We start from the raw sequence: 22,152 nt of genomic DNA, 5'->3' as shown, positions 1-22,152 counted from the left end.
TCACCGTCACCTCAGGCGGTGAACCGCACGCCTGGTTTGGCGCGTTCATCAACACTCAACTCGAACACATCCGGCCGTGCATAGTGGCCGACCACATCGTAGTCATAGCGCGCACGAACCAATTCATCGGTATCGATTTGCGCCGTCAGCAATCCTGCCTCGCCGCGCAATGGCCCTGCCAACACTTCGCCCATCGGCCCGACAATCACGCTGCCGCCGGCAATCAACGGCCGATCCGCCGGCCAGTTGGCGATCTCCACGCCCAGCTCATTCGGCGAGGCCTGCACCTGACAGGCGCTGACCACAAAACAGCGGCCCTCGTGAGCGATATGGCGCATGCTGCCCTGCCACATCTCGCGCTCATCCACCGTCGGCGCGCACCAGACCTCAATCCCTTTGGCGTACATCGCCGTGCGCAGCAGCGGCATCATGTTTTCCCAGCAGACCACGGCACCAAGACGCCCCACCTGACTGTCGAGCACCGGCAGCGTCGAGCCGTCGCCCTTGCCCCAGATCAGCCGTTCGGTGCCGGTCGGCATCAGTTTGCGGTGTTTGGCCACCAGCCCCGCCTGCGGATCGAAATACAACGCCGTGCAATACAGCGTGCTGCCGGCGCGCTCGATCACGCCGATCACCAGATTGGCCCCGGTGCGTGCCGACAGGCCGGCCAACGCTTCCGTTTCCGCTCCCGGTACATCGATGGCGTTGGCGAAGTAACGGGCATAGGCCTCGCGCCCCTCGGGCAAGCGGTAGCCCAACTGAGTGCCAAAGCCCTCGCCTTTCGGGTAGCCACCGAGCAGCGCTTCAGGCATCACCACCAACGCCGCGCCGGACTCGCTGATCGCGCCCTCCCAACTCAGGATCTGTTCCAGGGTTTCACCTTTGCCACCGGGCAAGGCGCCGACCTGCAGGGCGGCAACAATTGATTTGGGCATCGCATTCACTCCATCGGGTTCAAGTGTTGCCGATTTTGCGACGGCGCGGGATCATGAATAAAGCCCGACTCACTGCTGAATGATATGAGCCATATGAATATCGCCAATATTGACCTCAACCTGCTGAAAGTCTTCGAAGCCCTGCATGAAGAGTCCAGCGCCAGCCGTGCGGCGCTGCGTCTGGGCGTGACGCAATCGGCGGTCAGCGCAGCGTTGCGCCGCTTGCGTGAGGTGTATGGCGATCAGTTGTTCGTACGCACCGGTCGCGGACTGGCGCCGACGCTCAAGGCCAATCAACTGAAACCGGTGGTCAGCGAGGCGCTGAACAAATGCCGGCAAAGTCTGGCGATGGTCGACCCGGCGGCGCATCACTACGAGGGCCGCTCGGTGACGGTGGGCCTGTCGGATGATTTTGAAATCGCTTATGGCCGGCGTCTGATCGAAGAAATTGCCCGCAGCGCACCCAAGCTGCGGCTGATCTTCCGCCAGACCCACAGCCAGATCGTCGCCCGCGCCCTGATGGAGCGCAGCATTGACCTGGCGATCACCGCCGGCGGATTTGCCGAACGCCTGCTCAGTCGTCAGGTCTTGGCTGAAGGGGATTATGCGTGCCTGGTCGACCCGGGCAGCCTGACGGCCGGGCAACAATCGATTGATCTGCAGGAATTTGTCGCCCGCGATCACATTCTGGTGTCTTCGGGAGGTTTTATCGGTATCACCGATGAGGGCTTGGCGGCACTGGGCCTGAGCCGCCGGGTCTGCGCTTCGACCACGCACTTTGCGGCACTGCCGCATCTGCTCAAAGGCAGCGCCGCGGTGGCAACGATCCCGACCCACGCCGCCCAGGCCATCGCCGCCCTCAGCGGACTGGTCTTGCTGCCCTGCCCGCTGGCCCTGCCGCGTTACCCGATCGAACTGGGCTGGCGCACCGGCACGCAGATCGATCCGGTGGTGATCAAGGTGCGCGAGGCGATCGTGACGGCATTCAACACGCCGTAAGCGCGTTTACTTGTTGGCCGCCATCAGCCGGTTGACTTCACTGCGCACCATGTTGGCGAATTCCGGCGGCGACATGCCATCGAGCTCGGCGCGCACCCACTCGGCCCATTTGCCCTTGCGCTTGGAGCGCTCGCCGAACAACCGCGCGGCTTCGCCTTTGGCTTTGCCCAGATTGTTCTGCCAGAGTTCGAACAGACGGGATTTCTCGTCTTCCAGCGCCGCGCGCTCGGCGAGGGATTTGTCGGCCAGATTGAAACTCATGGGGAAATACCTGCTGCGTAAAATGGCGACATCTTACACGCTCGACGGAAATCTCCCGCGCAGGTTTTTGTTTCGTACCTAAAATCAGTGCAACTTTTCAGACAGCGCCACACTCCATTGATCACTGTTCATTCACCTGCAAGGAGTCACCCAATGGCCCGCAAATCCAGCGTGCAAGCCGCCGAAGACCAAATCAAGGATCAGGCGTTCAGCGAACTTCAGGCTCTGATCGAAGAGTCCGACAAACTGCTCAAGAGCAGTGCCTCACTGGTCGGCGAGGAAGCGGAGACCCTGCGCGGGCAAATCGCCCTGAAACTGCAACAGGCGCTGGACTCGGTTTCCAGCGTGCGCGATCGCACCAAACCGGCCGTTGATGCCACCGAAAACTACATCGGCGGCCATCCTTGGCAGACCGTCGCGATCTCCGCCGGTTTCGGCCTGGTGGTCGGCTTGTTGCTCGGTCGCCGCTGAACCCGTCACGCAGAAAAAAGGCGAGCCACCCGGCTAATGCCAGTCAGTCAAGCGCAGCTCCCACAATTGATCTTCATTGCTTTGAGCATTGCGTTCGCTTAACTGATCGGCATTAGCCATCTGGCTCGCCTTTTTCATGCCTGACAGAAACTCAACCCGCCGCCAGTTCGCGCAACTGCCCGAGCGTCTGCTCATCGAGCACGATGCCCTCGGCCAGTGATCTGGCGCGCTGCAAGTGGCGGCGATCACCCGGCAAGCGCTTGAGCCCGACGCCGTGCATCTGCCGCACGAGTTCCTGGCTGCGCTCGGCGAAATTCTGCCCGGCGGTCTTGCTCGGATCGATGACGATCAGCAACTGCCCGGTCCACGGGGTCTTGGCACCGGGATGATTGGACCAGTCGAATTCAAAGGAAAAGTTGCCGCCGGTGAGCGCAGCGGCCAGCAACTCGACCATCATCGACAGTGCCGAGCCCTTGTGCCCGCCGAACGGCAGCAGCGCGCCGCCCTCGAGTATGGCTTTCGGGTCCTGCGTCGCCTGACCGAGGCTGTCCACGCCCATTCCGGCTGGCAGCCGTTCGCCCTTGCGCGCCGCAATCTGCACGTCGCCGTGGGCAATCGCGCTGGTCGCCAGATCGAACACAATCGGCGCGCCACCGGCTCGCGGTGCAGCAAAGGCAATCGGGTTGGTGCCGAACAGCGGCCGATCGGCGCCGTGGGGCACCACGCAGGTCATGCTGTTGACCACGCTCAGCGCCACCAGTCCTTCCTCGGCGAAGGGTTCGACGTCCGGCCAGAGGGCGGCGAAGTGGTGAGAATTACGAATCGCCAGCACGGCAATCCCGGCGTTGCGCGCCTTTTCCACCAACAGCGGCCGGGCAGCAGCCAGCGCTGGCTGAGCGAAACCGTTGCCGGCATCGACACGTACAAACCCGGGGGCCACATCTTCGACCTGCGGCACCGCCTGGCCGTTGACCCAACCGCTGTTGAGGGTCGACACATACCCGGGAATCCGGAACACACCATGGCTGTGCGCGCCATCGCGCTCGGCACCGGCACAGTTGGCGGCGAGTGCGCAGGCGACGTCGGCGGAGGTGCCATGGCGCAGAAAAATCGTTTCGAGCAGTTGCGTCAGCGCTTCGAGTGACAACGATGGCGAGACAGCAGAAGACACATGATCGTGTGGCGCAGACATCTGAAGCTCCAGACTAATTATTGGAGGGAACAACAGCGTGTGAACGACTTGCCCGTCGATTAACCACGTCAGGCCCGGGTGCTGTCAACCGTTGCGGTGAACCTGGCGCGTGGCACAGACACGTTCCGGCGCTTTCTGTGCGGTAACTATGTACCACCCTTGCGCGCCTGAGGGTTCTTAGTCTGTCGTCTCCATCCACCGGCGCTTTCGTCTGCGCCCTGACAGAGACCCGAAAATGCCTGCGCCTGCCCCCCCGCTGCTGTTCCCACAATTCCTCGATGCGCCCGGATTGTGGAGGTCGCTTGGCAATACCCACGGTCTGTCGGTCAAGGATTTTGACTGGCTGGCCCATGTGCGACTCGCCACCGAATCACTGCGTCGTCAGCAGACGCCGCCAATGCTTGCCCACCGTGTGCTGCTGAACACCGAAGATCCTCCGGCCACAGTCCTGGCAGGTAGCTTCATTCTCGGCAGCACCCCGGATGACCGGGCTTTTCTGCTCTACACCCCCTTCGACGGGCTGAAGAAGTTCGACAGCCTCGCCACCTTGACCAGCCACCTCGAGCAGCGTCTCAAGGACGCCGATGAAGACGATCGGCTGCTGGCGTTGCTTGCGATCTCGCAACGCAAGCTTCTGCTGGAAAAAGGCAATATCAGCGTGAGCTTCCAACTCATCGAGGGTGACGTATTCGACGATCAGAAAGCCGCCATCGAACACTGCCGGCAACTCAACGTCCAGGCCATGTTCGACGAGTTGGTGCACCTGCCCGAACTCGACATATTACTTGGGGAGATTCTCAAGGATCAGCTCATCGGCGCCATGCCCGGGGTCGATCAAGCCTTGACCACGGTCGGTTTTTACGCGGAATCATCACCAGACGCTGAATCGGCACACACCAGCAGTCCCGGGCGCTGGCTGGACGCGATGACGTTGGCCAACGCGGCGCTGTTGCACTATCGACATTCGGGCTGGCCGGGCGCGCAGTCGCACGTCTATTCCCACCCGCGCAAGCCGTCGCTGGCCAGCGACCACAATCATTGGGAAGCGGCCGTGAAAACCGTGTCTGGCCACTTGCTCGCGTTGCTGTACGAACGAATGGAGACCTATTGGGACTCGCCATGCGCCGACGGCACCCCGCGGCGGGAGTTCTTCTTTCGCGTTCTGCGCGAGCAAGCTCGGGCCGACATCCTGCTCAAGCGTGAAGCCCGGATCATCGATGCCGATAAATGCGAGAACTTGTTGGCCTGGATCGACCCGCGCGGTACCTCCGGACGGCGAGGCACTCTGGAAGCCGTACGCCTGTGGCAATACCAGCCCAACCACGTCGAGCTGGCCGGTTCGCTAATGCTCAGTCACACCGATGCCTGCCTGTACACACCCTCCCAGGGGTTGCAGGTACTCGAGGACTACAAGGACCTCAAGGACACGCTGCTGAGCAAATTCCACACGGCCGGCCACGACGATGAACTGTACGGCCTGTTGAGCCTTGAAGAGCGTCAGCGATTCATCGGGTTCGATCAGCCACAGGTCTCGGGCGAACCGCTGGGCGGCGAGATATTCAAGGTGCTGATGGAAGCCATCATCACCAAGCAACGCAAGAACATCGAGTATGTCTTGCAGGTGTTCCGCCATGGCGACAGAGCCATCGATATCGCCGCCCTGTTCGACAAGGCGCTGGATATTCGCTCGATGCTTCACGAACGACTGCTCGAACTCGATACCGGGGACCGCTGGAGTACCCGGCTGGCGATCACCGGCAGCCAGCTACCATCGATGCTGCTGGCGGACGTCGCTGCCGCGCAAATCAGGCTGTTCAGCAGTGTGCTGCCGCCGATCGCCGAAGAGTTCGCGGCGCAGCCACTCACCAGCGCGGTGCAACAACGCAACTATCTGCAAAGTATCCTGGCCAAACTGGCGCATTCGTTTTATGTGGGCGTTACGGGCGAAGCGCGCCTGCGAGTCCTCGGCGGCAGCCAGCGGCTTCCCGAACAAGCGATTGTCGACACGGTATTCAACGCCGATCGGCCGGACCGGCAGCACCGCCACGGGCTCAACGGCTTCCGGCCAGATGCCTGGACGCTCACCGTGCAAACCGCCGCACAGGGCGACGAACTGCCGCTGGCCAACTGCGTCCTGCTGACCGAGCGTGGCGGACTGGATGCGCAGCACTCAGGGCGCACAGTGTTGTGGACACCCGCGATGGGGCTGGAAGTATTCGCGTCCATCGACAGCGCCCGGCAGGTGTTGAATCAGCGCCTGCTGCATCCCGAAAAGCGCCTGGCACTGTTGGAGAACCTCTCACCGTTGATCGACGGATTTCATCAGCGTTACGCGTTGGGTCCACTGCACCTGATCGACGACAACGTGCTGCAAAACCGCACGCAATCGGCCATTGAACAATTTCTCCAGCGTTGCGAACGGGTGCGCGGCCTGAAGCTGACCAAATCCCGCGAGGAACAGGCCCTCAAAGCCCTGAGCGGACAAATGATCAACGTCAATCTGGAGCGCGCGACCGCGCTGGCCAGGGCACTCAACACACAGCAGACGCTGCCCGCCTGGCTGGGCATGGCCACACTCGACGAACTGCAATTGCACCTCGAATTGCTTGAGCAGTGGCGCCATAACGTCAGCGATGGCAAGGATTACCTGCATGGGCTGCCGACCTTGCGCGAGCACATCCAGCGCCGACTCAAGACACTGCTGAGCAGCCGTTTCCAGGCCCCGGAACTTGATCCGGAGGACATCGAGATCACCCCGCTACTGGCCCTCGCCGGCCCGGCCATGAACCTGGTCGACTTCGCGCTGAACCATCCCCATATCGCTGAGCAAACCCGCTTCAAGGTCACCTCGAGCAGCGCACAAAAGCTCCCGGCCGGACTCGACCAACAGGCGATACGCAGCCTGCTGCTGTCTCTGGACATCGGCGCTTTCGCCGATACGATCAACACCACCCTGACGCGCAATGACGCCAGCGCGGCGCTGCGCAAGCAACGATTCATCCGCCAGTTACCCTGGCAACTGCTGCAACATGCCCATCAGCTCAAGCTGCAACAGCATCTTTCCAGCAAGGCTTTCGATCTGTTGACCCAGGTGCTGGACATGCCCGATGCGCTCGCCCGTGCGACAGTGGCAGGCGCAAACGCCATGATCAGGCCAGTAACGTTGATCAAGACCGCAGGCGCTGCCGCAATCAAGGCGCTTGGGCTCTACCTGATCGGACCGGCGTCCGGACAAGCCGGGCCACAGGTGCTTTATTCGCCGTATCACGGTGAGCGCGTATTCACCGAGTTCGAGAACGATGCCGCCGTCATCGCCGCCTTCAACCTGCCAGGCGCCTTGCAAGACCTGCTGCTGCGACGCCTGCCGCAGGACCAGCAATCGACCTTTGCAGCCCTGTTCAAGGCCAGCGCCGGCCAAACGAGCGAAATGCAGCTGGCATCCTCCGCAATCACTGGCAATGCGCTTGAATACCTTTTCAGTGAAGGCCTGTCGTTGCTGAAACGATTGCTCGGCAGTCATGCGATACCTTCGGCGCATGCGGACTGGGAGGCGGTGAAAACCCTGTTCAGTCAAGGCATCCAACTGGTCCGCGGATTGCTCCCGGGCAAACTGGCCTATGCGCAATTTCTCTGGCAAAGCTACAAGGACTTCCTCGACTCTGCCCAAGCGCTGCAGGATCATCACTGGACGCGCGCACTGGCAACGTTCATTGCCGGCGGCGTGGAGATGATCTCGCTCGGGCACCTGTCACTGGAAGCAAAGCTGGTGCCACAGGCAACGCCGGAGGTTCCACCGGTGCCAGCACCGCTTGCGCCCTCTGTCAGTGCGCCCCACTGGACTGAGATCAAACCGACGGACCCTGCCCGTACGGCATTACAGAGATTCGAAACACCGACAATTGCCTTGAAAGACCTGACCCCGAATCCGGCCGATGGCACTTATCAAGACCTGACGAATAAAACCCGCTACGCCGCCGTCGCCGGCAAAGTCTATGCGGTGGAGCGGCCAGGTGCGGTCTGGCGCATCAAGGGCGCCGATGAGGCAGGGCCAGTGTTGCAGCACACTGCGTCGCGGCAACTGGTTCTGGACCCGGACCGGCACACAATCCATTTCGGCAAGGTCCTGTCGACCCTGCACAACCGCATTGCCAACAACCTGGAAACCAGGCTCTGGTTGAACATCGAAGCCCAAGGCATGGCCGAAATCCGCGCCAGGCACCCGGAAAAGGCGCGCGCCCTGACGCAGGCAGTCGATCTGGCCCGCTACTACGCCTTTAACAGCCTGCACAATCTGGCCCAACTGAAGAACCATGCCCCCGGCACTCGACTGGATACCTTCCTCAAGGCGTTTTTTGACGTATCGAGAGTCGACGCCGATGTGCTCGCGAAAATAAAGCAGGCCATCGTGCCGATCTGCAATGCATTGGTGGATCCGACTGAAGACCTGATGAACACCGAACGTTTCGTCGTCGGCTCGAACAAAAAACGACAGGCCCGCCTGATCGCCTTTGTGCTGGCTGACGACTCACGCCGCAAAGTGCATTTCACCGAGAACTTCTTCAATCAGGGGCTCGACTGGTACCACGAGGGCCTGACCGAGCCATTCGATGTTCTGTGCCATGCCCAGGCGTCGACGCTGATCCACGAATTCGCGCATCAATTTGCCAAGGCCGTGGACATTGCTTCGCTGGAGGCCCGGCGTCCGTTTACTGATTTGATTTCGACGATTACCGGTTACGGCGCAGCCTTGAAAGAAAACCAGAAACGCTTTCAGCGTGAAGCGCTGTCGCTCGCCACGCCCCGCGAGGAACTGTTTGCCGTCTGGAACCACGACCTGCGCGAATGGCTCAGCATGGACTCGATTCCCGGGATGTCTCACGTCGGCAAGGAAATCCTCAAGGCCACTGCCTGCACGACCATGGAGGAGGCACGAACGGCGTTCCTGAACCCGCGCAACGCTAACGCACGCATCGACACAATCCTGCGCAATGCCGACTCGATTGCTTTCCTGATTTGTGAAATGGGTCGACAACTCGACCCGCTCACTGAACCTGTTGCAGGACTCAGTTGAGTAAAAAAGCGCAGGCCCATGGGCCTGCGCATTCACCTGCTACGTGCCAGCGTCAGTCTTTCTGATCGCGCAATACGTTGCCTGAAGCCCCATCGATGCGGAACTCGTAGACGACACCATCAGCTTTGCGGCCCTCGCCTTTCCAATAGCCATCGTTGTCTGCCTCGATCTCATACACTTCGACATAACCGGCCTTGGTCTTGACGATCTCGATAGCCTTCTCGATGGTCACCCAACCTGCGCCTGGGCGGTCGGCCATGGCGGCACCCGCACTGAACAAGGCGGCGGTGGCGATAACAGCGGCAAAGGTTCTTTTGATCATTTTTTCACTCCATTTGTGGATGATGTTGGTCTGACGTCCTGTTTTTTGGGTGTCAGACGGAAAAATAAGTTCCACTTTGATGGGCATTCGCCATGACGGATGTTCTCGGCGCTTGGCCCACAAGGTTAGAATGCAGCAAACCAGGACGAGTCAATGACCCAAGAATCCCTCTCGGAAGCCGAATACGATGCGATCACCGATGCCGCCGCGCACTGGTGCATGCGTCTGCACGCTGTCGACTGCTCCGCCGAGGAGCGTCTGGCTTTCGAGCAATGGCGCGACGCCCATCCACTGCATGCCTTCGAATACGAAGCGATGCTGGAGATCTGGGACGTTGCCGAACATTTGCCGCGTCCGCAGCCAACCCCGAGCGTTCCACTGAACCCACCGGCGCCCGCCTGGCGTCGCTACGCAATGGCCGCCAGTGTCTGTGCCCTGGCGTTGCCGCTGGCGGCCTACGGTGGGTGGAACCTGGGCTGGCTGCCCAACAGCTACCAGCATTTCGCCGCCACCGACAATGTCCGTCAGGTGACGTTGAAGGATGGCAGCCAGGTCGAGCTCAACCTCAATACCGAACTGACCTTCAGCAATTACAAGGACGAGCGTCGTGTCACCCTGAAAAAAGGCGAAGCCTTTTTCGAGGTCAGCCACGATCTCTCCCACCCCTTCGTGGTTCGTGCCGGCGAGGGCAAGATCCGCGTGACCGGTACGCGCTTCAATGTCTGGCTCTATGAGGATCAGGTGCGGGTCAACCTGATCGAAGGCTCGGTGCTGGTGACCAGCAACGCTGCACTGCCCGGCGACGGCTTGCGCCTGGGGCGGGCCATGCAGGCGCAGTACAAGCACGGCGACTACATGCCGCAGATCAGCCAGACCTACCCCAACGACAACGCGCTGGCCTGGCGCAGCGGCAAACTGGTGCTGGATAACCTGGCGCTGAACGAAGCCTTGCCACTGATCAATCGATATCTGAGCAAACCGCTGAAACTCGCTGACGCCAGCACTGGAGCGATCCGCGTCGGCGGCGTCTACAACATCAAGGAGCTCGGTGGCCTGGTCAACACGCTGCCCAAGGTGCTGCCGGTCTATCTGACCCGCAATACCGAGGGTGATCCGGTCATCAATTCGATGCCCCGCCAGCCGCCAAAACCTGAAGCCTGAACCCGACAATAGAAAAGCCGCTGCCCCTCTTCAGGGTGCAGCGGCTTTTTCGTTCAGGTCGCGGTCAATCGGCTACTGCGTAGCCACCTTGGCCGGTTGAGCCGAAGTCTCACGAATGGCCTGCACCTGATACTGCGGATCAGCCTTGATCTGCGCTTCGGTGAAGGGCATGACGCGCCACTGCTTCTTCGAAAACGCTTCGGTCTGGTCCCGGGAGTATTTCGACGCCGGATCACTGGACAACGAGCACGCCAGCAGCCCCTGCGCCTGCGGGCCTTTGTCGTCGAAGGTCACCACTTGCAGATAGCTGGTGCCGCTGACCACTTCGAGCTTGCCGTCTTCGCGCGGCACGCTCTGGATGGCGTTGTAGATGCCCAGCGTCCCCGGCCCGCCATGAATCGCCGTTTGCCGGGCACCGCTGCTCACCACCTGAATATCACCCCAGCGGGTGTCAGGCTTGAGACCCATTTTTTCGGCACTGGCCAGCGACGCCAACATTGCTTCACGCAACGCCTTGCTCACTGCCGGTTGTTCGATCGCCAACCCGCGCGGGGTGTGTTGCGGATCTTTCGGATCGAACGGCACCCGCCAGATATCGGGCGACTCGAGCAGCGCCTGCATGACGTTCTGGAAATGCACCAGCCCACTGCCCGAATCCAGATTCGCTCGACCGTCCCAAACCTTGAGACTCGCGCAAACCGGCTTCAGTGCAGCCGCGTCGCCAGCCAGATCGGCAGCGCAGAATTTCAACAGATCGGGCAGCACCTGTGTCGCCAGATACACGTTGTCATCCATCACCATCTGTTGCAGATCCTTGACCGCCACCGGCCCTTGTTTGCCCATTGTGCTCAGACGATCCAGAGCAAATCGCGCACGCAGCCCCAGAGGCTGACCGTCCTGACTGATCAGTGGCGAAAAACCGGTCAACGGTTGCGCCGGGTTCACCAGCCACGCCGAATCATTGGAATGCTGGACGAAGTCGTTGCGCAGCAATTGCGGCAGCTGGCTGGCGGCATAGATACCCGGCTGCGCCGCTTGCGGGTCGATATCCCAGGCGCAGGCGCTGTGCGAACCGTCCAGCACAATCATCTGCAAGCCGGCGCGTGGATCACTGCACTGGGCGAGTTTTTCGGCGCTGACGTTGGGCACCACCGACAGGTTCATGTACAGCGTCTGGCCCTTGTCATCCACAGCCAGGGTGTTGACCCACGGGATGCCCTGAATCTTGTGCACCGAATCCTGCAGATCCTTGAGGTTGGCGGCCTGGTTCATCGCGTACCACTGCGTCAACACTCGGTCATTGCCCAGGTTGGCATCACGCAGGCTGTACGCGTACTGGTGATCCCAGTCGAGCTTGCCCGGCCACTGCACGATCGGGCCGAACGGCGAGCTGTAGATATCACGCGAAACCGGCGCCACCTGGCCGTCCGCCTGTTTGACCTGCACAGTGACGGTCTGCTTGCTCATCGGCAATGATTTGCCGTCCAGCAGGTAGCGTGTCGGGTCTTTCGGATCGAGTTGCAGGCGATACAGGGTGAAGTGCTTCGACGAGTCGACCGTGTGAGTCCAGGCCAGATGCTGGTTGAAGCCGATGTTGATCATCGGCAGCCCAGGTAACGCTGCGCCCATCACGTCGAGTTTGCCGGGAATGGTCAGGTGCATCTGGTAAAAACGCATGCCGCCGACCCACGGAAAATGCGGATTGGCCAGCAGCATGCCGCGACCGTTGAACGAGCGCTCGCTGCCGACCGCCACGGCGTTGCTGCCGCGATCCAGGGCGAAGCGCTGCATGCGCGTGTCCGCCACCTGATAGGCGCGTGCGTTGCTGCCGAGCTGTGCCGACGCCTGCGGCGGTGTTGCACCGGCCAACGCTTCGGCGAACTGCCCGACCCCGCCCTCGACCAACAGCCGGCGGGTGAGTTTCACCAGATCCTCGGCGGCGATATCCCGCACCCATTCACCTTGGCATTGCTGCGGCAAGCCTTGCTGGCGGCGCTCGGCCAGATAGCGGTTGTAGCCCGCCGCATAACCGTCGACCAGGTCGCGTACTTGCGCCGGCTGTGCCTGCCAGAACGCGGCGACTGCCTGCGGGGTATTGAGCCAGGTGAAAAACAGATCGCTGACGCGGTTTTCACGCCCCTCGACGGTGAACTGGTCCGGGCCGAAATAACGCGAGCGCTGACCATTGACCGTGACGATCTCGTTGGCCAGCAGGCACAGGTTGTCCTGGGCGTAGGCGTAACCGATACCGAATCCCAGTCCGCGCTCATTCTCTGCACGGATGTGCGGCACACCAAACCCGGTGCGACGAATCTCGGCGCTGGCTTGAGCGGCGGGACTGAATGCATGGGCCGACAGACTGAGCCCGAGAAACGCGCACGCAAAGGCTAGCCCGGTTAACTGTCTGGAAATAATCACACACGCTCCTGATCGATAGGACAAAGATCGGCGCGTGCGCCGGATCCGGTTTGAAGTTGACGCATGCGCCTGGGCGCAAGGTGGCTGTTCAGGAAACGAATCCGACGGAAAAAATTTAGCCCGGGCATCCACCGGACAACCCGGTGGTTACGGGAAAACAACGAATAAGCGACAAAATTTCTACATATTTCCTTTCATGATTCGCCGTGCTGAAACGTCTTGTTTAACGAGAGCTGGCAAAACGTTTCCTGATCAGGCTCTGAAAAGGAGTAATCCCATGTACAACTCGCAACTACCAACGGACGGTAGCCAGGCGTCACAAGGAGCTTCCATGAGCCCCCACGCGAGCAGTTTCGCACCCAGCCCCGAGCGACAGGGCAATGAGCGCATTCGCCTGCTGCTCAAAAGCTTTGGCCTGCGCACCAGCCTGGTTCGTCTTAAAGTCATCGACGCCCTGCTGGTCGCCGCGCAAAGCGATCGACGCCTTGGGGTGCGCGGCGTGCACAGCCAACTGCTGGACCTGGACGTCCCGCTGTCGTTTCTCAGTGTGCGCGAAGTATTGAAGCGCCTGTGCGCCGAAGGTGTCGTCACCTTCAACCCGGACAAGAGTTACAGCCTGCATCCACAGGCTGCTGCAGTGCTCAATCACGATTGAAGCGCCCCGCGATCGCCGTCAGGGCTTGACCTTGCGGCGCATCACCCCGTTGATCACCACCACGACCACCGCCACACCGATGGCGATGTACTGGAACATCTTCTCGCTGATCATCCCGGCGTTCTGCAGCCAGGACAGGCCGAGCATGATCGCCAGCACCGACAGGGCGATCAGTATCGAGTATTTCAAACGTTGCTTCTGAGTCATTGCGGGTTCCTGAAACTTTCAAATGTATCCGGTTTGTATCCGATTGCATGCCATGCACATACCGTGTCACGGGGATGGGCCGGGGCAAACGCGGTCTCATGTTACAGCCGATGAAGAGTTTTGGCTTCATGACGGCGTAACCATGAGGATTTCTGAAATGTTCCGTCGAATCACCTGGCTGATTCCCGTCCTTGCCGTACTGACCTTGAGTGGCTGCATCATTTTTCCCCACGGAGGCTGGCATGACGACCACCATCGCTACCAGGAAGGCTCCGGTTATTACCATCGATAGAACAGGATTGTTCGCCTGCCGGTACGTCTGAACTACCGGTCGAGAAACACCACAAGTCTTTTCAGCAACTACCATGCCCGCCGCCCGGCGGGCATTTTTATTGGCGCGCCGTCCCCTGAACAGCACCGGTACGAGACGGGCGCCGACTCACTTAAATACGTTGTAAGTATTTGAAATCTCATGTCGCAGCAAAGCATTAGAGGCTGCGACGACTCTGCCTCTAGTCTCTGCGGACTTTCTCGATCAATGGAACAGGGATGTCATGCAGAGAACTTTGATCGTAATGGGACCGGTGCAGATAATTGGATTCTGCCTGGCCATTACCGCTTTTGAATTGATCACGTACATGGCGAGCGACATGATCATGCCCGCCATGCTGACGGTGACCGACGAATTCAACGCCGATGCCCGGCATGTACCAAACGCCTTCAATTTGTACCTGATCGGCGGCGTCTGCCTGCAGTGGCTGATCGGTCCCCTCTCCGACCGTTACGGCAGACGCCGCTTGTTGTTGCTCGGCTGTGCGCTGTTCGGCCTGGCCTGCGGCGCGGCGGTCATGACGCAGCGCATTGAAGCGTTCAATGCGTTGCGCCTGATTCAAGGCATGGGCCTGGGCTTCGTGGTTGCCGTCAGCTATCCGACGCTGCAGGAAGTGTTCTGCGAAGCCGACGCGGTGCGGCTCATGGCCTTGCTGGGCAATGTCGCGCTGTTGTCGCCGCTGCTCGGGCCGTTGCTCGGCAGTTTGCTGCTGGAATGGTTGAGCTGGCGGCAGCTGTTTCTCGGCCTGGGGGCGGCGAGTGCCGTGGTCTGGCTCGGTCTGTTGGTCTGGATGCCGGAAACCATTGGTGTGGTGCGACGCGACGGGCAACGACAGGCGCCTGTAGCGTTCTCGTTCAGGCAAATCCGCCGCGGTTACCTGACACTGCTGCGCAATCGCCGATTCGTCGGCAGCAGCCTGGCGCTGGGCTTGATGAGTTTGCCCCTGATTGCCTGGATCGGACTGGCACCGGTACTGCTGATGCAGCGCCTGGAGCTGTCTGCGCTGGAATATGGTCTGTGGCAGATCCCGGTGTTCTCGGCGGTAATCATTGGCAATCTGCTGCTGGACCGACTGCTGAGCACGCACACGCTTTGGTGGGTGATCAGCCTGTCATTGTGGCCGTTCTGCCTCGGTCTGCTGATGTTGATCGCCGCCGCCCTGCTGTCGACTTCCCTGCCATGGGCTGTCGCCGGTCTTGCCGTGTACGCGCTCGGGCTGGGCATGAGCAACGCCGCGCTGTACCGGCTGGCACTGTTTTCCAGCGATGAAGGCAAAGGTCTGGTCTCGGCCATGATCGGCATGCTGTCGATTGCCGTAATGGGCGCCGGCGGATCGCTGATCGCCGTCATTGGCGGTGGCGATAGCCTTCAGTCGTTCTCCCTGTGGGCAGCCCTCGGCGGCCTGCTGTGCCTGCCCCTGCTCCAGCGCCTTCTGCGCAAAAAACCTGCGGCGCCCGCCACGCCAAATACCCATCAATAAGGACATTCGATGACTCGATTCCCCCACAGCGACGCGCTTTGCGCGTTGCCGCAACCCTATTGCCCGGAGTCCGTACCCACGGGGCTGTTCAATCAGGCCATGGCTGAAGTCAGCCGATTCCACGCCAGCCATACGCCCGGTTACAGCCATTGGTTGAGCGCCCACTCTATCGATATCGATGCACTGGACACGCTGGATGACTGGTCGCAACTGCCGCCGATTTTCGCCAGTTTCTTCAAGCAACATTTGCTGCTCAGCCCCACGGGGGAAGACGCACTGGAACTGACCTCCTCCGGCACCAGCGGCCAGAAGAGCCGCATGCGCTACGACTCGCGCAGCCTCGGGGCGGCGCAGTACATGGTCGAACGGATTTTCGCGCAATACGGCTGGATCACTCCGCACACGCCCTGCAATTATCTGCTGTTGAGCTACGAGCCAGAGCAGACGATCACCTTGGGCACCTCCTTCACCGATCAATTTCTGTGTCGCTTTGCCCCCGTCAATCGAGTGGTGTACGCGCTGCGCGCCAATGGCGATGGCCACCAGTTTGATCTGTTCGGTGTGATCTCGGCCCTGCAGGCGTTTGCCGAAGAAGGCTTGCCGGTACGCATTTTCGGCTTCCCGGCGTTTCTCTGGGAAACCCTGCAACGCATGCGCGCCACCGGCGTGGCGCAGCTGCAACTGCCGGCGGGATCACTGGCATTTTTCGGCGGCGGCTGGAAAACCCGCGCTGCCGAAGAAGTCCCCAAACAACAGCTGTACGCGCGGATCCAGCAACAACTGGGCATCGATGCCCGTGACTGTCGCGATGGCTATGGTGCGGTCGAGCATGCGGTGCCCTACATCGAATGCGCCCATCATCGCTTTCACGTACCGGTCTATTCGAAAGTCTACGTGCGCAGCGCGCTGGATTTTTCCGTCCTGCCCTATGGGCAACGTGGTTTGCTGAACCTGGTCTCACCGTACATTTCTTCAAGTCCGGCACACGCGGTGGTCATGAGCGACCTCGCCACGTTGCATCCCGGCTCCAGCTGCGACTGCGGACTGCCCAGCGACTGGTTCGAACTGCATGGCCGCGCCGGCACCACAGCCGCCAGGAGCTGCGCCATGGCCGCCTCCGAACTGTTGGGGAGGCACTGACATGTTCTTGATCAACGGACAACTGCACAGCGACATCAACCTCGATAATGCCGTGCAGCAACTACTCCTGGAGCTGCCACTACGGCTGCAGACACCGCTTGAAACCAGCACGCTGCTGGCAGCCACCGAAGCCTTCGCGGAACGCCTGTTGCATCAGACGTCGGCGCTGGCGCTCGATGCCGGGCAACGTCAGGCACTGATCGATTTCTGCCAACCTGCCGCGTTGCAGGCCAAGCTTGATCGCGAACTCGGTCTGCAACCCGATTCGCTACGCCGCATCGATTATCGCCAGCCGCGCTTCGAGCGCTGGAGCCCGCTGGGCCTGGTCGTGCACATCACGCCGGCCAACGCTCCGCTGCTGGCGTTCTGTGCGGTGCTGGAGAGCCTGTTGAGCGGCAATGTCAACTGGTTGCGTCCCAGCAGCAGCGACGGCGGCTTCACCGCACAACTGCTCCAGGCCTTGCTCGAAGCCGACGCAAGCGGGCAACTCGCTGGCTACGTGGCCGTGCTGCCGACAACCACCGGACAAATCGGCCAACTGTGCAAACACGCCAACGGTGTCGCGGCCTGGGGCGGCGAAAGTGCATTGCACGCAATCCGCCAACAGCTTGCGCCGGGCTGCCGCTGGATCGATTGGGGGCACCGAATCAGTTTCGCCTATCTGACCCCGGATGCGGCGTCGCCCACGGTATTCGATGCCATCGTGGACGAAGTCTGTCGCCTCGATCAGCAAGCCTGTTCCAGTCCGCAATGGCTGCTGGTGGACAGTGACGACGCGGTCGTAATGAGCGACATCGGCGCGCAACTGGCCGAGGCGTTTGAACGCCGCGTCGGACAATGGCCAGCCCTCACCCCCACCCTTGAGGAAGCCTCGCAAGTCACCACCTGCACGGCGATGGCACAGTTGAGGCAGAGTTTTACCGGGCAAACCGGCCAGGTCTGGAATACGCCGGGCTGGCGAGTGATCTGGAGCCACGACCGCCAGCTTGAGCCCTCGGCGCTGTTTCGCAGCCTGCTGCTCAAGCCGGTACCCCGCGAGTTGCTTACCGGTACGCTGCAACCCTGGCGCAATGTGTTGCAGAGCTGTGCCTTGTTGTGTCCGGAGGCGCAGATCGGCGAACTGGCACAGACGCTGATTGCCGCCGGTGTCACCCGCATTGCCCCGATCGGCGCTATCCACGACGGCTACGACGGCGAACCGCATGACGGTGTCTACGCCTTGCAGCGCCTGAGCCGACGGGTGTCGGTCAGCTTGCCGCCGTCGATGCTCGCGAGCCGTGCCGCCCTTGATCGCCTGCCTTTGCCGCCCGCGCTGGCCGGCGTTCCGCTCATGGACAAGCAAACCTTCGTCAATCAGCCACCCGACCCGGCGGCGCAGCTGTATTTTCGCTCCGGGGGCAGCAGCGGCACGCCGGTCCTTTCGGGCTTCAGTCACGACGATTTCCAGCGCCAGATGCGTGCAACTGCCGATGGTCTGTTTGCAGCGGGTCTGGACCCGGCGCGGGACAGGGTCATGAACCTGTTCTTCAGCGGTGGGCTATACGGTGGTTTTTCCAGCTTCACCAAAGTACTGGAACAACTGCAGGTCAGGCATTGGCCGATGGGCGCTCCGGCGGACGACGATTACCAGGAAATCGCGCAAATCATCATCGAACAGCAGATCACCGTGCTGATCGGCATGCCCGGCACCCTGCACCGGCTATTCCTCAACGAGCAACCGACTTTGCGTCGCTATGGCGCCATCAGCAAAGTCTTTCTCGGCGGCGAACACCTGAGTGAGCACACCCGCGAGTTACTGCACAGCTGCGGCGTCAAGCTGATTCGTTCGGCGATCTACGGCAGCGTCGATGCGGGTCCCCTGGGCCACGCTTGCCAGGCTACGGCAGACGGCGTTTTCCACGTGATGAGCGATATCCAGCATCTGGAGATCGTCGATTTTGCGCATGACACGCCGGCCGGAGACGGCGAGTCCGGCCGTCTGCTGGTGACCTCCCGGGCACGCCAGGGCCAATCCGTGCAGCGCTATGACATCGGCGACAGCGGGCGCTGGCTGCCCGGTCCGTGTGAATGCGGTCTGCCTTCTCCGCGCTTCGAGCTGCTGGGGCGCCACGGCAAATTGCTGCGTATCGGTACCGACTTCATTTCGCTGACGACACTGGCGCACCACCTGCAAACGCCCTTTCAACTGATCCTCGATCACGGCCCTGATGGCCTGGAGCGCATGCGTTTGCGCAGCCCTCAGGCACCGCAGGAAACCCATCGACAACTGCAGGACTACCAGAAGCTGACTTCGTTGGTGCAGACCGGCCTGCTCACCGTGGACGTCGAGCAATGTGCCGTCGAGCAGTTCGCCCGGAACAGACACAGCGGCAAGACGCCGTTACTGATTGACCAACGCCGCTGACCGCAGACACCTGCACGCGGCCCCCGCCCTTTTATAAGAAAAGATCATGAACACAACCGTTGAATTGACCACCCTGCTCAGTTTCACCCGCCAACATTCGGCTTATTACCGCGAGCATTTCAAGGACGTCGCAGCGCCCATCAGCACTTTGGCCGAACTGCCCTTGATCGACCCTGTGCATTATTGGCGCGACAGCCAGCATCCAGACCAATGGCCGGTGCTGACCGCAACCCCGCACGATGCACTGATCTTCAAGACCGGGGGCACCACCGGCTCCGGCAAACTGTCGCTGTTCACCCGCGCCGAATGGCAAACCCTGGTGCGTGATTTCGGACGCCATCTCACGGCGCAACTGAACCCCGGTGACCGGGTTGCGAACCTGTTTTTCGTCGGCGACCTATATGCGAGTTTCATCTTCATCCACGACGCCCTGAGCCATGTCGAGACGCCCGTCTGCGAGTTCCCGTTTACCGGAGAGGCCGACAGCGGCGTGCTGGCCGACTCGATCGGTGCCTACCGGATCAACGTACTGGCGGGCGTACCCGCCCAACTGCTGAAGTTCGCCGCCTGGCTTGAGCGTCAGTCACGGACGCTGGAAGGTGTCGAAACGCTGCTCTACGGCGGTGAGAGCCTGTTCCCCGCGCAACTGCAATTGCTCGACCGGGTGTTCCCGAACGCACGCATCGCCTCGATCGGCTATGCCAGCGTCGACGCCGGTCTCATCGGCATCAGTGCCCGCGATTGCGCCCTGGGCGAGCACCGGATGCTGGAAACACACAGTGTGCTGGAGATCATCGATGAAGTGACCGGTGAGGTCATCGAAGAATGCAACCGCAATGGACGGCTGGTCTTGACCAACCTGACGCGGCGCCTGATGCCGGTGATCCGTTACCCTGTCGGCGACCTGGCCTGCTGGCGCGAACCCGCCGGGACGCCGATGCGCAAATTCGCCCTGGCAGGCCGCAGCATGCACAGCCAGCGTGTGCGGGTGGGCGTATTGAGCCTGGACACGGGTGATATTGCCGATCTGGTGCGAGCCATCGGCAACAGCGACGATTGGCAACTGCTCATCGAACAGCAGGGAAAGAAAGACCTGCTGAGTCTGCGCTGGGTAGCGGGCACGCAAACGTCTGACGTTGCCCTGGCGACCACAAGGCTGCGACGCGCGCTGATTGGCCAATACCCGTTGATCGAGCAGTTGCACGCCGATCATCTGCTGGACCTGCACGTGATCGACTGCGCTAATGACGAACTGGCTTGTCATCCGCGCTCCGGCAAACGTCAGCGGGTCGTCGACCGGCGCGAATATGGCACCCCGTGCCTGAGGCGAGGATGATGGATACGGTAATCCTGCGACGCTATCGGATCGGCGATGCAGCGGCGGTCAGCTGTCTGTTCCGGAAAATCTACGGCGACCATTACGTGCAACCGCACGTCTATTTGCCCTGCATGATCAGCCAAAACCACCGCGATGGCCGCTGGCACTCGATGGTGGCTCTGATGAACGGCGAAATCTGCGGGCACGCCACTTTGTTTCGCCAGGCCGCCAGCCACTCACTGACGGCAGAACTGGCATTGAGCGTGGTGCACCCGGAAACTCGCGGACAGAACATTGCCACGCAATTGGGCCAGCAGTTGCTGATTCATGCTCAGGCGCTTGATTGCCGGGGCGTGACCATCAAGCAGGTGACGCAACACCCGTACACACAACGCATGGCCGCCGGTCTCGGCTTTCACAGTTGCGGGTTGTTGCCGGACTACGTGCCCACGCCCTTTGGCGGCCCGGGACGCGAGACGATCATAGTCGGCCACTGCTGCATCGACGGCTATCGACGTCCACTGCCGGCGCTGTTCTGGCCAGAAGCTTGTCGCGAGTTGATGCTGCACCTGGAAACAGCGTTTGGCACCGCAGACAACGCCGCGCCCTGGAAGGGCCCGAAGGTGCATTTCGAACATGCATCGGGGCGTTATGACATGGTGTTGAAAGTACTCGAGGACGACCTGTTCCAGCAGTTGGAACAACTGCCGACGCAGTGGCTGATTTCGCTCCGGCTCAGGCTCGCCGAGGGGTTTGCCAGCGCCTTGCACAAACTGGCTGCAGTGGGTTTCGCCTTCACCGGAGTTATCCCCGATGACCGCAGCGAAGGCTGGCTGGCGTTGTTTCATCGCGGGTATCAGGCATCTGCGCTGACGTTGCACTGCCCGCACATGCAACACCTGCAGGATCAGGCTCGACAGAGCGGTGAAATCAATCCGCAGTAGACATGAAAACGGCCCGTCCACAGGATGGACGGGCCGTAGAGGGTCGGCTTATGCCTTGGCTTTGATGCCTTGATCCACAGGTTTGGGCGCGTTGCCTTCACCGTAGGTTTTCAGGTTCTGCAGCACGTAGATCGCCTTTTTATATTCGGGGATCAGATTCTTGCCGTAAGCGTTGCCATTGAGGCCATTGCTCTGGATAGCGTCGAGCTGGGTCGCGAAGTACTCCAGCGCGTTGAATTTGGCATCAACGTCTTTGGTCACGCCGAACCGGTCGAACTTGTCGCCAGCATTGAGCAACGTGAACGAAGTGATCTCGGAGATCAGGCCGCGGCTGCGCAGGAAAACACTCAGATTGCCCAGTTGCTTGACCGAGACGTTCGCCGGATCGAAGCCCTTGATGTTCTTGCGCAGGCCCTGCTTGTCCATTTCGGCGGTGTTCAGCGCGTTCGGGTCATTACCGACCATGCTCAGCATCTGCTGCACCTTGACGCTCTGATTCACCTGCTTTTTCGCACCCGTGTTGCGAACCAGCACCCCTGCCTTGCTCTCCCAGCCGCCGACAATGCCGATCGTCATGAGAAGACTCCCTGTGAAAAAACCATGAAATGTCCTTGCTGGACCACTCGAATGCCGGGAAGTATCTACCGGCCAACTAGTGGCACCAACCCTTTTAGTGCAGTCGCTTACAATTTTTGTACATTCTCGATACAAATCGCCACAGATGCGCTATCTCGGGCATTTCTGCTGATTGCGCGAACCTTGTTGAGGGTTTTTGGGGTTCTTGCAAAAGCCGCTCAATTTATTTGTATCAAGGCCGATACGCGCTTTTGGCCTGCCTTGCGC

At 60.9% G+C, this 22,152-nt stretch carries 18 protein-coding genes; 11 read left to right on the top strand and 7 right to left on the bottom strand.

Going from position 1 to position 22,152, the window contains the following annotated elements:
- Positions 1-11: 11 nt before the first annotated feature.
- Positions 12-935 carry a carbon-nitrogen hydrolase family protein gene (locus PseAD21_RS07490; protein WP_102355140.1) on the bottom strand — a complete coding sequence of 308 codons (924 nt, stop codon included), beginning with the start codon at positions 933-935 and terminating at the stop codon, positions 12-14.
- Positions 936-1,019: 84 nt separating this feature from the next.
- On the opposite strand from PseAD21_RS07490, the gene PseAD21_RS07485 reads away from it, so the two are divergent.
- Positions 1,020-1,934 carry a LysR family transcriptional regulator gene (locus PseAD21_RS07485; RefSeq protein ID WP_102355139.1) on the top strand — a complete coding sequence of 305 codons (915 nt, stop codon included), beginning with the start codon at positions 1,020-1,022 and terminating at the stop codon, positions 1,932-1,934.
- A 6-nt stretch (positions 1,935-1,940) separates the two neighbouring features.
- Here the strand turns inward: PseAD21_RS07485 and PseAD21_RS07480 are convergent, their stop codons facing one another.
- On the bottom strand, positions 1,941-2,195 hold the full coding sequence (locus PseAD21_RS07480) for a hypothetical protein (protein ID WP_003224595.1): 255 nt from the start codon (positions 2,193-2,195) through the stop codon (positions 1,941-1,943).
- A 153-nt stretch (positions 2,196-2,348) separates the two neighbouring features.
- Here PseAD21_RS07480 and PseAD21_RS07475 point away from each other — a divergent pair, with 153 nt between their 5' ends.
- Positions 2,349-2,666, top strand: coding sequence for a YqjD family protein (locus tag PseAD21_RS07475; protein WP_102355138.1), 318 nt, complete (start codon positions 2,349-2,351; stop codon positions 2,664-2,666).
- Positions 2,667-2,817: 151 nt separating this feature from the next.
- Here the strand turns inward: PseAD21_RS07475 and PseAD21_RS07470 are convergent, their stop codons facing one another.
- Positions 2,818-3,858, bottom strand: coding sequence for an Ldh family oxidoreductase (locus PseAD21_RS07470; protein WP_102355137.1), 1,041 nt, complete (start codon positions 3,856-3,858; stop codon positions 2,818-2,820).
- 235 nt (positions 3,859-4,093) lie between these two features.
- On the opposite strand from PseAD21_RS07470, the gene PseAD21_RS07465 reads away from it, so the two are divergent.
- Entirely contained in the window at positions 4,094-8,929 is a 4,836-nt protein-coding gene (locus PseAD21_RS07465; RefSeq protein WP_102355136.1) for a dermonecrotic toxin domain-containing protein, read from the top strand.
- A gap of 52 nt (positions 8,930-8,981) precedes the next feature.
- On the opposite strand, the gene PseAD21_RS07460 is transcribed toward PseAD21_RS07465, so the two are convergent.
- Positions 8,982-9,251 carry a PepSY domain-containing protein gene (locus tag PseAD21_RS07460; protein WP_102355135.1) on the bottom strand — a complete coding sequence of 90 codons (270 nt, stop codon included), beginning with the start codon at positions 9,249-9,251 and terminating at the stop codon, positions 8,982-8,984.
- A gap of 153 nt (positions 9,252-9,404) precedes the next feature.
- On the opposite strand from PseAD21_RS07460, the gene PseAD21_RS07455 reads away from it, so the two are divergent.
- Positions 9,405-10,412, top strand: coding sequence for a FecR family protein (locus PseAD21_RS07455; protein ID WP_102355134.1), 1,008 nt, complete (start codon positions 9,405-9,407; stop codon positions 10,410-10,412).
- A gap of 72 nt (positions 10,413-10,484) precedes the next feature.
- On the opposite strand, the gene PseAD21_RS07450 is transcribed toward PseAD21_RS07455, so the two are convergent.
- Positions 10,485-12,830 (bottom strand): acylase, encoded by a 2,346-nt coding sequence (locus PseAD21_RS07450; protein WP_102355133.1) that lies wholly within the window; start codon positions 12,828-12,830, stop codon positions 10,485-10,487.
- A 277-nt stretch (positions 12,831-13,107) separates the two neighbouring features.
- On the opposite strand from PseAD21_RS07450, the gene PseAD21_RS07445 reads away from it, so the two are divergent.
- A complete protein-coding gene (locus tag PseAD21_RS07445) occupies positions 13,108-13,485 on the top strand; it encodes a fe2+ zn2+ uptake regulation protein (RefSeq protein ID WP_102355132.1) in 378 nt (125 codons plus the stop codon).
- 18 nt (positions 13,486-13,503) lie between these two features.
- On the opposite strand, the gene PseAD21_RS07440 is transcribed toward PseAD21_RS07445, so the two are convergent.
- The gene (locus PseAD21_RS07440; RefSeq protein WP_025109975.1) at positions 13,504-13,692 is read right to left on the bottom strand and encodes a hypothetical protein; all 189 of its coding nucleotides are present in this window, start codon (positions 13,690-13,692) and stop codon (positions 13,504-13,506) included.
- A gap of 157 nt (positions 13,693-13,849) precedes the next feature.
- On the opposite strand from PseAD21_RS07440, the gene PseAD21_RS29970 reads away from it, so the two are divergent.
- The 6 genes from PseAD21_RS29970 to PseAD21_RS07415 all read left to right on the top strand — a co-directional run bounded on the left by PseAD21_RS29970 (position 13,850) and on the right by PseAD21_RS07415 (position 21,309).
- Positions 13,850-13,984 carry a hypothetical protein gene (locus PseAD21_RS29970; protein ID WP_256588101.1) on the top strand — a complete coding sequence of 45 codons (135 nt, stop codon included), beginning with the start codon at positions 13,850-13,852 and terminating at the stop codon, positions 13,982-13,984.
- 262 nt (positions 13,985-14,246) lie between these two features.
- Positions 14,247-15,503, top strand: coding sequence for an MdfA family multidrug efflux MFS transporter (locus PseAD21_RS07435; RefSeq protein ID WP_102355131.1), 1,257 nt, complete (start codon positions 14,247-14,249; stop codon positions 15,501-15,503).
- A gap of 9 nt (positions 15,504-15,512) precedes the next feature.
- Positions 15,513-16,643 (top strand): acyl-protein synthase, encoded by a 1,131-nt coding sequence (locus PseAD21_RS07430; protein ID WP_102355130.1) that lies wholly within the window; start codon positions 15,513-15,515, stop codon positions 16,641-16,643.
- A 1-nt stretch (position 16,644) separates the two neighbouring features.
- Positions 16,645-19,047 carry an aldehyde dehydrogenase family protein gene (locus PseAD21_RS07425; RefSeq protein WP_102355129.1) on the top strand — a complete coding sequence of 801 codons (2,403 nt, stop codon included), beginning with the start codon at positions 16,645-16,647 and terminating at the stop codon, positions 19,045-19,047.
- A 46-nt stretch (positions 19,048-19,093) separates the two neighbouring features.
- On the top strand, positions 19,094-20,383 hold the full coding sequence (locus PseAD21_RS07420; protein WP_102355128.1) for a phenylacetate--CoA ligase family protein: 1,290 nt from the start codon (positions 19,094-19,096) through the stop codon (positions 20,381-20,383).
- The gene (locus PseAD21_RS07415; protein WP_102355188.1) at positions 20,383-21,309 is read left to right on the top strand and encodes a GNAT family N-acetyltransferase; all 927 of its coding nucleotides are present in this window, start codon (positions 20,383-20,385) and stop codon (positions 21,307-21,309) included. Before PseAD21_RS07420 ends, PseAD21_RS07415 begins: the two co-directional genes overlap by 1 nt.
- Before the next feature lie 48 nt (positions 21,310-21,357).
- Here PseAD21_RS07415 and PseAD21_RS07410 read toward each other — a convergent pair whose 3' ends face one another.
- On the bottom strand, positions 21,358-21,885 hold the full coding sequence (locus tag PseAD21_RS07410) for a hypothetical protein (protein ID WP_102355127.1): 528 nt from the start codon (positions 21,883-21,885) through the stop codon (positions 21,358-21,360).
- Positions 21,886-22,152 lie beyond the last annotated feature (267 nt).

Source organism: Pseudomonas sp. AD21 (genome assembly GCF_002878485.1).
Taxonomy (GTDB): domain Bacteria; phylum Pseudomonadota; class Gammaproteobacteria; order Pseudomonadales; family Pseudomonadaceae; genus Aquipseudomonas.
This window is presented reverse-complemented; position numbering and strand designations above follow the sequence as displayed.